The 12,349-nt window shown below is 65.9% G+C and carries 9 protein-coding genes; 2 read left to right on the top strand and 7 right to left on the bottom strand.

What is annotated here, in order from left to right:
- Window positions 1-11 precede the first annotated feature (11 nt).
- From BJA_RS29725 to BJA_RS29695, 7 genes are all read right to left on the bottom strand, one after another.
- Window positions 12-1,460 (bottom strand): aldehyde dehydrogenase family protein, encoded by a 1,449-nt coding sequence (locus tag BJA_RS29725; RefSeq protein ID WP_011088614.1) that lies wholly within the window; start codon window positions 1,458-1,460, stop codon window positions 12-14.
- A gap of 23 nt (window positions 1,461-1,483) precedes the next feature.
- Window positions 1,484-2,842: a glucarate dehydratase gene (gene gudD, locus BJA_RS29720; RefSeq protein ID WP_011088613.1), complete on the bottom strand. Its 1,359-nt coding sequence runs from the start codon at window positions 2,840-2,842 to the stop codon at window positions 1,484-1,486.
- 24 nt (window positions 2,843-2,866) lie between these two features.
- Window positions 2,867-3,811, bottom strand: a complete 945-nt coding sequence (gene kdgD / locus BJA_RS29715; RefSeq protein ID WP_011088612.1) for a 5-dehydro-4-deoxyglucarate dehydratase — start codon at window positions 3,809-3,811, stop codon at window positions 2,867-2,869.
- 123 nt (window positions 3,812-3,934) lie between these two features.
- Window positions 3,935-4,840: a LysR substrate-binding domain-containing protein gene (locus BJA_RS29710; protein ID WP_011088611.1), complete on the bottom strand. Its 906-nt coding sequence runs from the start codon at window positions 4,838-4,840 to the stop codon at window positions 3,935-3,937.
- A 122-nt stretch (window positions 4,841-4,962) separates the two neighbouring features.
- On the bottom strand, window positions 4,963-6,303 hold the full coding sequence (locus BJA_RS29705) for an MFS transporter (protein WP_038967746.1): 1,341 nt from the start codon (window positions 6,301-6,303) through the stop codon (window positions 4,963-4,965).
- 326 nt (window positions 6,304-6,629) lie between these two features.
- On the bottom strand, window positions 6,630-8,582 hold the full coding sequence (locus BJA_RS29700) for a hypothetical protein (RefSeq protein WP_011088609.1): 1,953 nt from the start codon (window positions 8,580-8,582) through the stop codon (window positions 6,630-6,632).
- A gap of 101 nt (window positions 8,583-8,683) precedes the next feature.
- Complete coding sequence (locus BJA_RS29695) at window positions 8,684-9,766, bottom strand: lysylphosphatidylglycerol synthase transmembrane domain-containing protein (RefSeq protein ID WP_011088608.1); 1,083 nt, start codon at window positions 9,764-9,766, stop codon at window positions 8,684-8,686.
- Between the two features lie 428 nt (window positions 9,767-10,194).
- On the opposite strand from BJA_RS29695, the gene BJA_RS29690 reads away from it, so the two are divergent.
- Both BJA_RS29690 and BJA_RS29685 read left to right on the top strand, forming a co-directional pair.
- On the top strand, window positions 10,195-10,701 hold the full coding sequence (locus BJA_RS29690; RefSeq protein ID WP_011088607.1) for a ferritin-like domain-containing protein: 507 nt from the start codon (window positions 10,195-10,197) through the stop codon (window positions 10,699-10,701).
- Window positions 10,702-10,912: 211 nt separating this feature from the next.
- Entirely contained in the window at window positions 10,913-12,322 is a 1,410-nt protein-coding gene (locus BJA_RS29685) for an MFS transporter (RefSeq protein ID WP_011088606.1), read from the top strand.
- The last annotated feature ends 27 nt before the right edge of the window (window positions 12,323-12,349 follow it).

Genomic DNA, 12,349 nt, shown 5'->3' with positions numbered 1-12,349 from the left:
CCTACGATGTCTCAACCCGGATAGGTATAAGCGGTCTTCACCGTCGTGTAGAACTCGCGGGCATAGGAGCCCTGCTCGCGGGCGCCGTAGCTCGAGCCCTTCCGGCCGCCGAACGGCACGTGATAGTCGACGCCGGCGGTCGGCAGGTTGACCATCACCATGCCGGACTCGCTGTTGCGCTTGTAGTGCGAGGCGTATTTCAGGCTGGTGGTGCAGATGCCGGAGGCGAGGCCGAACTCGGTGTCGTTCGAGATCGCGAGCGCTTCCTCGTAGTTCTTGGCGCGAATGACGGCGGCGACCGGGCCGAAGATCTCTTCGCGCGCAATGCGCATGTTGTTGTTGGCTTCGGTGAACAGCGCCGGCTGGAGGTAGTGGCCGGGCGTCTCGCGCTGGAGCAGCTCGCCGCCGAAGGCGAGCTTTGCGCCTTCGTCCTGGCCGATCTTGATGTAGCGCAGGTCCTGGTCGAGCTGGCTCTGGTCGACGACGGGGCCGATATGCACGCCGGCCTTGAGCGCGTCGTCCACCGACAGGCCCTTCAGGCGCTCGGCCATCGCGGCGACGAACCGGTCATGGATGCCTTCGGTGACGATCAGACGCGAGGAGGCGGTGCAGCGCTGGCCAGTCGAGAAGTAGGAGCCGTTGACGGCGACCTCGACGGCGGTCTTGAGGTCCGCATCGTCGAGCACGACCAGCGGATTCTTGCCGCCCATCTCGAGCTGGAATTTCTTCATCGGGTTCGACAGCACGCAGGCCTGCGCGATCTTGCGGCCGGTCTGCACCGAGCCGGTGAAGGAGATCGCGGCGACGTCGGGGTGATCGAGCAGGGTCTGGCCGACCACGGAGCCGGAGCCGACGACGAGGTTGAACACACCCGCCGGAATGCCGGAGCGGGTGATGATCTCGGACAGCGCATGCGCCGAGCCCGGCACCAGCTCGGCAGGCTTGAACACGACCGTGTTGCCGTAGCAAAGCGCCGGCGCGATCTTCCAGGCCGGGATCGCGATCGGGAAATTCCAGGGCGTGATCATGCCGACGACGCCCATCGGCTCGCGGGTGAGCTCGACGTCGAGGCCGGGGCGGACGGATGCGCCCTTCTCGCCGATCAGCCGCAGCGCTTCGCCGGCGAAGAACGCAAAGATCTGGCCGGCGCGCGCGACCTCGCCGATGCCTTCGGGCAGGGTCTTGCCTTCCTCGCGGGCGAGCAGGCGGCCGAGCTCTTCCTTGCGGGCGAGGATTTCGAGAGAAATCTTGTTCAGCGCGTCGTAGCGCACCTGCGGGGTCGACTGCGCCCAGCCGGGGAAGGCGGCCTTTGCGGCTGCGATCGCCTTCTCGGTCTGTGCCTTGTCGGCCTTGGCATATTCGCCGACGAGGTCGTTGGTGTTGGAGGGGTTGATGTTCCTGGTGACGCCGGAGCCGTCGACCCATTCGCCGCCGATGAAGTTTTTCAGGATCGCAGTCATATCATTCCTCCAGGGAAAGTTTCTTACCGAACGAGGCAGGGACGCTTGTCGTCGAAGGTCCAGCCGGGGATCAGGTCCTGCATGGCAATAGCGTCATCGCGGGCGCCGAGTCCATGCTGCTTGTAGAGGTCATGCGCGGCGTCGATGGCCGCCCTGTCGATTTCGATACCGAGGCCCGGCCTGTCGGGGACCGCAATCTTGCCGCCCTTGATCCGGAGCGGCTCCCTGGTCAGCGCCTGGCCATCCTGCCAGATCCAGTGGGTGTCGATCGCGGTGACCTTGCCGGGGGCGGCGGCGCCGACATGGGTGAACATCGCGAGCGAGATGTCGAAATGGTTGTTGGAGTGCGAGCCCCAGGTCAGGCCGTTGTCGCGGCAGGTCTGGGCCACGCGCACCGAGCCCTGCATGGTCCAGAAGTGGGGATCGGCCAGCGGAATGTCCACCGCGCCGAGACGCAGCGCATGGGAGAGCTGGCGCCAGTCGGTGGCGATCATGTTGGTCGCTGTGGGCAGACCCGTGGCGCGGCGGAACTCGGCCATGATCTCGCGGCCGGAGAAGCCGGCCTCGGCGCCGCAGGGGTCCTCGGCATAGGCGAGGATGCCGTGCATGTCCTTGCAGAGGCTGACAGCCTCGTCGAGCGACCAGGCGCCGTTCGGGTCCAGCGTGACACGCGCGTTGGGGAAGCGCTTGGCGATCGCGGTGACGGCCTCGATCTCCTGCTCGCCGCGGAGCACGCCGCCCTTGAGCTTGAAATCGGCGAAGCCGTAATGATCGTGGGTGGCTTCCGCGAGCCGCACCACGGTCTCCGGCGTCATCGCCTCCTGATGGCGGAGGTTGAACCACTCCGCCTTGCCGGTCTCGCCCGTGACGTAGTCGAGCCTGGACTTGCTGATATCGCCGACGAAGAAGAGGTAGCCGAGCGTCTCGACGCTCTTGCGCTGCTGGCCTTCGCCGAGCAGCGCGGCGACCGGCAGGTTGAGATGCTGACCGAGCAGGTCGAGCAGCGCGGACTCGATCGCCGTGACCGCATGGATCATGACGCGCAGGTCGAACGTCTGCTTGCCGCGGCCGCCGGCGTCACGATCGGCGAAGGCGGTGCGGACGTCGGCGAGGATGTTGTTCATCGCGCCGACGGTCTTGCCGATCACGAGATCGCGCGCGTCCTGGAGCGTCTGCCAGATCTTCTGGCCGCCCGGCACCTCGCCGACGCCGGTGTGGCCGGCATTGTCGGTGAGGATGACGATGTTGCGGGTGAAGAACGGCGCATGCGCGCCGCTTAAGTTGAGGAGCATGCTGTCGCGGCCCGCGACCGGGATCACCTGCATCGCCGTGACGACCGGTGCGCCGGCGACTGGCGCGCCGGAGATGTCAGTCTGGGCCATCGCATGCTCCTCCCTGTTGTCTTGTTATTCTGCAGCCTGTTGTGACGATCGGATGGCGGGCAGCTTCTTGACCAGCGCGGTCAGCTCCGCAATCTCCTGCTCGGTGAGATCGGTCAGCGGCGGGCGGACCGGGCCGGAGTCGCGGCCGATCACCTTCATGCCGGCCTTGATGATGGAGACCGCATAACCCTTCTTGCGGTTGCGGATCGCGATCAGCGGCAGGATGAAGTCCTTCAGCCCGGCATGGATCGTGGCGTGATCGCGCTTGCGCACCGCGGCGTAGAAGTTGGTCGCGAATTCCGGAACGAAGTTGAACACGGCCGAGGAGTAGGTCGTCACGCCCATGTCGAGATAGGGCAGCGCGAAGGTTTCCGCGGTCGGCAGGCCGCCGATATAGGTGAGGCGGTCGCCGAGCTTGGTGTAGACGCGGGTCATCAGCTCGATGTCGCCGATGCCGTCCTTGTAGCCGACGAGGTTCGGGCAGCGCTCGGCGAGACGGGCGAGCGTGTCGGGCTGAAGGATGGCGTTGTCGCGGTTGTAGACGATGACGCCGATCTTCACGGCGGCGCAGACCGCCTCGACATGGGCGGCAAGGCCGTCCTGCTCGGAATGGGTGAGATAGGGCGGCAGCAGCAACAGGCCGTCGGCGCCGGCCTTCTCGGCGCCAACAGCGATCTCGCGGGCGATCGCGGTGCCGTAGCCGGTGCCGGCGAGGACGGGCACGCGGCCCTTGGTCTCCTCGACGGCGATCTTGACGATCTGCGGGACCTCGGTCGGCGTCAGCGAGAAGAACTCGCCGGTGCCGCCCGCGGCGAACAGGCCCGCGACGTCATAGCCGCACAGCCAGTCCATGTTGGCGCGGTAGGTCGCCTCGTCGAAGGAGTAGTCCGCCTTGAACGGCGTGACGGGGAAGGACAGGAGGCCCGATCCGATCGTCTGGGCCATTTCCTGCGGGGTCATCTTGCTCATGGGCGCGGCTCCCTAATTGCGTGTTGTGGAGGACGCAAGCCTGCGCGTCCATGCGCCGTGGTTTAGGAGACCGTTCGATGCGCGTCCAAGCCAAAGCCTATATCGACCGATGCGAAATCAGCATCAATCTTCCATGGTCTCCGCGGAGGACAATTCACCGGCGATTTTGACCAGCGCCGACAGCAGCGGATTCTCGTCGTCGCGGCGCCAGACCATGAACAGCTCGACCGGGACGCGCGTGCGCAATTTGAGCGGCCGCAGCCGCACGTCGGAGATCTTCAGGCTTGCGGCCGCGGCCGGCACGATGGCAAGGCCGAGGCCGGCGCGGACCATGGCGAGGATCGAGTGGATCTGGCTCAGATGCTGGACATAGCGCGGCAGCACGTCGGCGCGGGTGAACAGCGCCACCAGGAGATCGTGGAAGTAGCGGCTCTCATAGGGCGAATACATCACGAAGGGCTGGTCGTCGAAATCCTTGATGGTGATGCTGTCGGCGCTCGCCAGCGGATGCTTCTTCGGGATCGCGGCAAGCAGGGGCTCGGCGACGACGCGGCGGCTGGCCACTTCGGGGCGCGCGATCGGCGGCCTGAGCAGGCCGGCGTCGATCTGGCCGGAGCTGAGCGCCTCGAACTGGTCGCCGGAGACCATCTCCTTCAGCGAGAAATCGACTTCGGGCAGCTTGGCGCGGCAGGCCGCGACCAGCTCGGGGAGGAAGCCGTAGGCGGCCGCCGCCGTAAAGCCGATCTTGAGCGAGCCGGTCTTGCCCAGCGCGATGCGGCGGGCGACCTGCGAGGCGCTTTCCGCAAGCTTGAGGATGCGGCGCGCCTCCGGCAGGAAGCTGCGGCCGGCCGGCGTCAGGCGCACCGAACGGCTGGTGCGCTCCAGCAGCGGCGCGTCGATGATGTGCTCGAGCACCTGGATCTGCCGCGACAACGGCGGCTGGGTCATGTTCAGCCGCGCGGCGGCGCGGCCGAAATGTAGTTCCTCCGCCACCGTGACGAAACAGCGGAGCTGGTTGAGGTCGAACATCGATACATGCCTTAGATGAATAAGGCGTTTCCCCGGCACTTCTAGCATCGATCATCCCCAAAACAAAGACGGCGGCTTTTGAGCCGCCGTTGAGTTGCCTGGTCAAGCTCCCGCGGGAGCCCTCAGGAGGAACGTTTGAGCACCACCCGCTCGATCTTGCCCACCACGACGAGATAGGCGAACGCGGCGACCAGCGCATTGGCGCCGACGAACAGCAGCGCGCCGTTGAAGGAGCCGGTCGCGGCCAGGATGTAGCCGATCACGATCGGGGTGGTGATCGAGGAGAGGTTGCCGAAGGTGTTGAACAGGCCGCCGGAGACGCCGCCGGCTTCCTTCGGCGAGGTGTCGGAGACGACAGCCCAGCCGAGCGCGCCGATGCCCTTGCCGAAGAAGGCGAGCGCCATGAAGCCGACCACCAGTGCATGTCCGTCGACATAGTTGCAGGCGATGATCGACATCGACAGCAGCATGCCGCCGACGATCGGAATCTTGCGCGCCATGGTCAGCGAACCGGTGCTGCGCAGGATCGCGTCCGAGATGATGCCGCCGAGCACACCGCCGATGAAGCCGCACAGCGCCGGCAGCGTCGCGACGAAGCCGGCCTGCAGGATCGACAGGCCGCGCTCCTTGACGAGGTAGACCGGGAACCAGGTCAGGAAGAAATAGGTCAGCGTGTTGATGCAGTACTGGCCGAGATAGACGCCGAGCATCATGCGGTTGGAGAGCAGCTGGCGGATGTGGTCCCACCCGGAGCCGGACTGAGGCGCACGTTCTTCCTTGGGCGCGTCGAGATCGACCAGCGCGCCGCCCTCCTTGATGTAGTCGAACTCCGCCTCGTTGATCCCGGGATGCTCCTTCGGGCCGTAGATGGTCTTGATCCAGACGAGACCCATGATCACGCCGAGCGCGCCCATCACGAAGAACACGTAGCGCCAGCCGTAATCGTGGGCGATCCAGCCCATCAGCGGCGCGAAGATCACGGTCGCGAAATACTGTCCCGAATTGAAGAAAGCGGACGCGGTGCCGCGCTCGTTGCCGGGAAACCAGGCGGCGACGATGCGGGCATTGGCGGGGAAGGACGGCGCTTCCGCGACGCCGACAAGGAGGCGGAGTGCGAACAGCACGACGATGGCAGCGCCGGCGCTGAGGAAGCCGACCCAGCCCTGCATCAGCGTGAACAGCGACCAGACGATGATGCCGAAGGCATAGACGAGGCGCGAGCCGTAGCGGTCGAGCAGCCAGCCGCCCGGCACTTGGGCGATCACATAGGACCACCCGAAGGCCGAGAAGATCCAGCCCATCGCGACGGGATCGAGATGCAGCTCCTTGGAGAGCGCGGGGCCCGCGATCGAGAGCGTGGCGCGGTCGGCGTAGTTGACGGTCGTGACCAGGAACAACATGGTCACGATGAACAGCCTGACGCGAGACCTCCTCACGTCCGCTGCGGACACCACTGCGCTCATCACGCGCCTCCTTAGAACTCGAAATGTTTCCTCACCACGACTCCTAGAGGCGCGCGCGGCAAAGTGTCCAAGTTCAAGGGAGTATCGATCGATGCCGTTTTTGGATTGATGGAACGGCAGGTGGGAGGGAACGATCGTGAGGATGGAGACCGCGCTCGTCCCAATCGTCGTTCTGGCGAAAGCCAGGACGACTCGGGGAGATAGTATTCGTACTCACAGCGCGTCATTGCGAGCGCGGCGAAGCAATCCAGAATCTTTCGGCGGATGGACTCTGGATTGCTTCGCTGCGCTCGCAATGACGGTGTGGAGAGCGCTCGCTCTCGCTTCTACTGCCGCGCGCTCGGTAGCAGCTGCGGCAGCAGTCCCCGCGTCACGGGCGGCGGTACTGCATCCAGCCCGAGCACGCTGCTTGCGGCCGGCAGCGCCGCATCCGCCATCGCGGCGTGGCCTTCGGCGCTTGGATGCACGGCGCCGCCATAGACGGCGGAGAGCACGCCCCAGGTGGCGTCGTGGATGTCGGTCGGCTGGCTCGCGGCCGGCAGGCCTTGCGGATAGGTCATCGCGGCGAAGTAGCTGTCATTGGCGTCGCGGATCCAGCGCGCGCGCGGCAGATAGGCGCGATACTCGGAGGCGCCGCGGCCGCACAGCATCGGCTGGCTCGCCGCGCTCACGATATCGGGATTGAAGCTCTGGCCGTTCTCGGCAAAACACGTGCGGTCGAATTCGGGATCGTTGCCCGCATGCGCGCAGAAGCCGTGATCGGCGAACGCTGCCTGATGCGCATCGACGAACGTCATGCGGTCGGCTTCGGGATCGCGGCACAGCGCGCCGCGGGTGCAGGTGGCGAGCCCCTTCAACTGAGGCAGGAATTCGGTGTCGACGAAGGTCGAGACGCGGGCGAGGCGCTGCGGATCGGCGTTGAAGGACGGATGAATGTCGAAGCCGGCGCGGCCGCCGCGGCAGGGCACGCCGCCATCGGCAAGCGCCGGATTGGCGTAGGAGACATAGACCACATGCGAGAGGTCGCCGCCGACCAGCGGCTTCAGCGCCTCGCGCAGCTTGACGAAATTCTGCGGCAGCTCGCGCGCCAGCGCATCGCGGGAATCGTCGACGCTCGCCATCACGCCGGAGCGGCGGAACAGCGCGCGCTCGGTCGCGGTGTCGACGATGACGTCGGCGACGAGACCCGAGAAGTAGACATCATTGGCACCGATCGAGAGCAGCACGAGATCGAGCGTGCGGTCCGGCTGGCGCTTCTTCGCCGCGGTGAGCGCCTCGCGCAGCTCGGCGACCTGCGCGTTCACGCTGGTCTGGCAATTGCCGTTTTTGCTGGGCGCGCATTCGCGGGCGCGCTGCGAGCCGAGCAGCCCGTCGCCGATGCTGGCGCCGGTGCAGGCGAGCGGCAGAAAGGTCACCGCGATGTGGGTGTAGCGCACCGCGAGCGCCAGCGCGGTGCGGGCCTGGTAGCTGTAGAGCGAGCGGTGGCAGGGGGAGTTGAACCAGAGCGCGCCGTAGCGCTGCCAGTTGGCGAGCGTATCCGGCGCCTCGCAGGCGCGGCCGCCTTTATAGCCGGCGCGGCTCGGCCGGTAGTACTGCGCGCCGGCGGTGCCGAGATAGGAGCGGAAGCAGAAACCTTCGTCCGACAGCGCCAGCGGCCGGTCGGGATTGCCTTCGCCCGAGGCGATGCTGTCGCCGAGGCCGGCGACGAAGATGTCGCGGACCTGGATCTCGGTCTGAACGCGCTGGGTCGGATCGGAGCCGGAGGAGACGTCGACGCTCGCGACCGTCTGCCGGCCGTAGCGGACGCGCAGATTGACCGGCTCGGCACAGTCGAAGGTCGAGGTCTGCGGTCCGTCGCCGTCGTCGAACGACCAGGCGCAGGTGGCGCCGACCGGCACCGCGCCGGTCAGGCGCACGGTCACCGGATGGTCGATCGGGGTGAGGTAATTCTCTTTGACGTTGTCGCGGGTGCAGGGCTGGTTGACCCGGCCCTGGAGGTCGATGCAGAGCCGGTTGACCATGTTGCGGGCCCAGCCGCGGCCCTCGCTCTGGAGCTCCAGCGACTGTTCGGCGGCGAGGATGCTGCGGTTACGCGCGTTCTCCACATGAAGCAGAAAGTCGCGCTCCTCGCGGAACAGGCGGAAGCGGTTGCGCACCTCCCAATTGATCTGCATGGCGCCGGCGTCCTGCGCGACTGCGCGCTCGGACCGCAAAGCGGTCAAAATCCCGGCAAGCAGCAGGGCGCCCGCGAAGAAGGTGCGAAGAGATGGTCGGATCATGGCCCGCGTGTTCAACGGCAAAGTTGAGGCGGAAATAAGAGAGGATTGCTCCCCCCGCCCGCAACCTTGTCTGACGATTTTTGCGGGCGCCGTCCAGCGCCCTAGCGCTTGCTGGCCTGTCGCAGCGACCGCTCGCGCTCCATTGCCGCCACCTGCTTGGGCAGGTTGGCCTGGGCGCAGGCCTCCGCCAGCCGCCGTCGCTCCTGCCAGGGCTCGACCACGTTCATCCAGAGCTCGCGCGTGCCCATGATGGAGATGGCGAGGCCGAACGGGATCACGAAATAGAGCAGGCGGAACACCAGCAGCGTCGCCAGAAGCTGCTCGCGGCCGAATTCCGGCAGCGCCACCAGCATGGCGGCATCGAATACGCCGATCGAGCCGGGGGCATGGCTGGCAAAGCCGAGCAGCGTCGCCAGGATGAACACGACCGCCAGCGACAGGAAGTCGATCGGCGGAGTGGCCGGTATCAAGAGGTACATTGCCGTGGCGCAGAAGCCGAGATCGACCACGCCGATCAGGATCTGCACCAGCGTCAGCGGCGCCGAAGGCAACACCACCTTCCAGCCCTTCTGGCCGAGCTCGCGGCGTTTCTCGCCCATGCAGAGCCAGACCAGATAGGCGCCAATCGAGGCGAGGCCGCCGAGCGCGATCAGCCGGTTGATCGACGAGGGCAGCTGATCCATCGAGGAGGCGGCATCGGGATGGACGGCCATGCCGATCGAGAGCACGAAGATGTTACCGAGCCAGAAGGTCAGGCCCGACAGGAAGCAGATCTTTGCGACGTCGATCGCGTTCAGCCCGTAATCCGAATAGATCCGGAAGCGGATCGCGCCGCCGGTAAAGACGGTGGCGCCGATGTTGTGGCCGATCGAATAGGACGTGAAGCTGGAGAGCGCTGCAATGCGATAGGGCACGTGCTTCTTGCCGATCGTTCGCAGTGCAAAAAAATCGTAGAAGGTCAGCGTACAGAACGCGAAGAAGACGCAGATCGCCGCCAGCCCGATATTCCCGCGGGGAATCTCGGTCAATGCGGTCAGGATGACGCCGGTATCGATACCTTTGAGGGTCCGCACCAGCGTGGTGATTGCGAAGGCGATGATGAAGACGCTCGCGGCAATTCCGAGCCGTCGCCAGCCAATCCATCTCTTGAAGCCGCGCTTCAACGCGGGCAGCAGTCCGTGCATTCATCCTCCCGGCAGGGGGCAAGACCGACAAGGCCAGGCATTGGCCAGTCGGGCGCGATGGTTGCCAAAGGCAGGCGTCGATCGCTAGGCATGATCCAGCTCATTTAAGACAAAAACGGTGACTTGTGCAGCCCTTGACAAGGATAGGTTCTGTGCCGGACCGGCGACTTTTGTCATATGTGGTTCACATCGGACGCGCGTTAAGCATATGAGTCGCCAAACCGGCCAGGCCCGCGCGTTCGTATATTGGCATGCTTTCATATCGTGCCGTCCGCGGCATTGTTCCAGCGCAAGCGATGCCGGCTTTTTTGGAACGTCGATGCCGCGTGCCCGTTAGCGCCCCATCAGCAATCGAACATGGCGGGAATATGCGGCTATTCGTGCGAGCCGGTGCCTCCGTGTTCCCGAAACCCAAGAGGATCGGAACGATGGGACTGTTCACAAAAGACATCAAGACCATGAACGACCTGTTCGTGCATCAGCTCCAGGACATCTACTATGCCGAGCAGCAGCTCACCAAGGCGCTGCCGAAGATGGCCGACAAGGCCACCGACCCGCAGCTGAAAAAGGGCTTTTTGACGCACCTCGAGGAAACGAAGCAGCACGTCAAGCGGCTCGAGGAAGTGTTCAAGATGCACGGCGCACAGGTGAAGGCGGTCGACTGCCCGGCGATCGACGGCATCATCGAGGAGGCCGACGAGACCGCCGGCGAGGTCGCCGACAAGGCGGTGCTGGACGCTGCGCTGATCAATGCGGCGCAGGCCGCCGAGCATTACGAGATCGTGCGTTACGGCAGCCTGATCGCCTGGGCCAAACAGCTCGGCCGGAGCGACTGCGCCGCCGTGCTCGCCAAGACGCTCGAGGAGGAGAAGGCGACCGACAAGAAGCTCACGGCGCTCGCCGAGAGCAAGGTGAATCTGCGCGCGGCGAGCTAGCGCTGGTGTAGGCAGGAAAGCGCCGCGCGGTGGTTCGCGCGGCGCTTTTGCCCTTGCTTGCCACGGCCGTCGTCATTCCCCGCCTGCGCGGGCGACGACGCCGAGTTTCGGGTGGGCACGCTCGCCACACATCCATCCTTCGGCCATTGTCGAAACATGACGGCAGGCCGGAAGCCTATATGTCGCGTGGGGCTGCAACCGAGGTGGCAGCATGCGAGCAAGCACCATCAAATACGAAGCCTTCGACGACGGAGCCGGCGCGCCGCGCGCCTCATCTCGTCCTGCAACCTCCCTGACGCTGGCCGCGATGAGCCTCGGCTATGGCGTGGTGCAGCTCGACGTCACCATCGTCAACACCGCGCTCGACGCGATGGGCAGGACGCTCGGCGGCGGTGTCGCCGAGCTGCAATGGGTCGTCAGCGCCTATACCATTGCCTTTGCCGCCTTCATCCTGACGGCCGGCGCACTCGGCGACCGGATCGGCGCCAAGCGCGTCTTCATGGCCGGGTTCGCCATCTTCACTGCGGCCTCGCTCGCCTGTGCATCGTCCCCCAATGCAATCGTGCTGATCGCGGCACGACTGGTCCAGGGCCTAGCGGCGGCGATCCTGGTGCCGAATTCGCTGGCGTTGCTCAATCATGCCTATGCCGACGACCGCGCGCGCGGCCGCGCCGTCGCGATCTGGGCTGCCGGAGCGAGCCTAGCGCTGACCGCGGGCCCCTTCGTCGGCGGCGCGCTGATCACGCTGGTCGGCTGGCGCGCGATCTTTCTCGTCAACCTTCCGATCGGCCTCATGGGCCTTTGGCTGAGCTGGCGTTATGCGACGGAGACCACGCGCGCGCCCTCGCGCGAGATCGATCTGCCCGGCCAGCTTACGGCAATCGGCGCGCTGGGGGCGCTCGCCGGCGCGATCATCGAGGGCGGCGCGCTTGGCTGGGACCATCCGGCCGTGCTCGTGGCCTTCGCTTCAGCCCTCGTCCTGGCCGTGCTGTTCGTCTGGCGGGAGAGCCGCGCGGCGCAGCCGATGCTGCCCTTGTCCCTGTTCGGTCACCGGCTGTTTACCCTGACCGCGCTCGTCGGCCTGCTCGTGAACATCGCGATCTACGGCCTGATCTTCGTGCTCAGCCTGTACTTCCAGAGGATCAACGGGCTGTCGGCGTGGTGGACCGGACTTGCCTTCGTGCCGATGATGGCCGCGGTGCTCCCGGTCAATCTGCTGGCGCCGCGCCTCGCCGAGCGCATCGGACCGTGCCCGACCATTGTCGTCGGCGCCTTTATCTCGGCGCTCGGCTGTCTCGGCCTGATCTGGATCGAGGCTGACACGAGCTATTGGATGATCTGCGCGCAGATGATCGCGATCAGCGGCGGACTTGGGCTGCTGGTGCCGCCGCTGACCTCGACCCTGCTGGGCAGCGTCGAGAAGGCGCGCTCCGGCATCGCGGCGGGCGTTCTGAACGCGACGCGGCAGACCGGCAGCGTGCTCGGCGTTGCGCTGTTCGGCTCGCTGGTGGCCTCGGAAGGTGCATTCATGACCGGCCTGCACGCATCGCTGGTGGTATCGGCCACAGTCCTGCTGCTCGCCGCCGCCGTGATCGGGATCGGCGCGCCTTCGCGAAGATGAACAATGTGAGCAAACGCACACATCTTC

It is taken from the genome of Bradyrhizobium diazoefficiens USDA 110, from assembly GCF_000011365.1.
Lineage (GTDB): Bacteria > Pseudomonadota > Alphaproteobacteria > Rhizobiales > Xanthobacteraceae > Bradyrhizobium > Bradyrhizobium diazoefficiens.
Note: the sequence above shows the minus strand (reverse complement) of the source record. Positions and strands in the feature narration are given on the sequence as shown.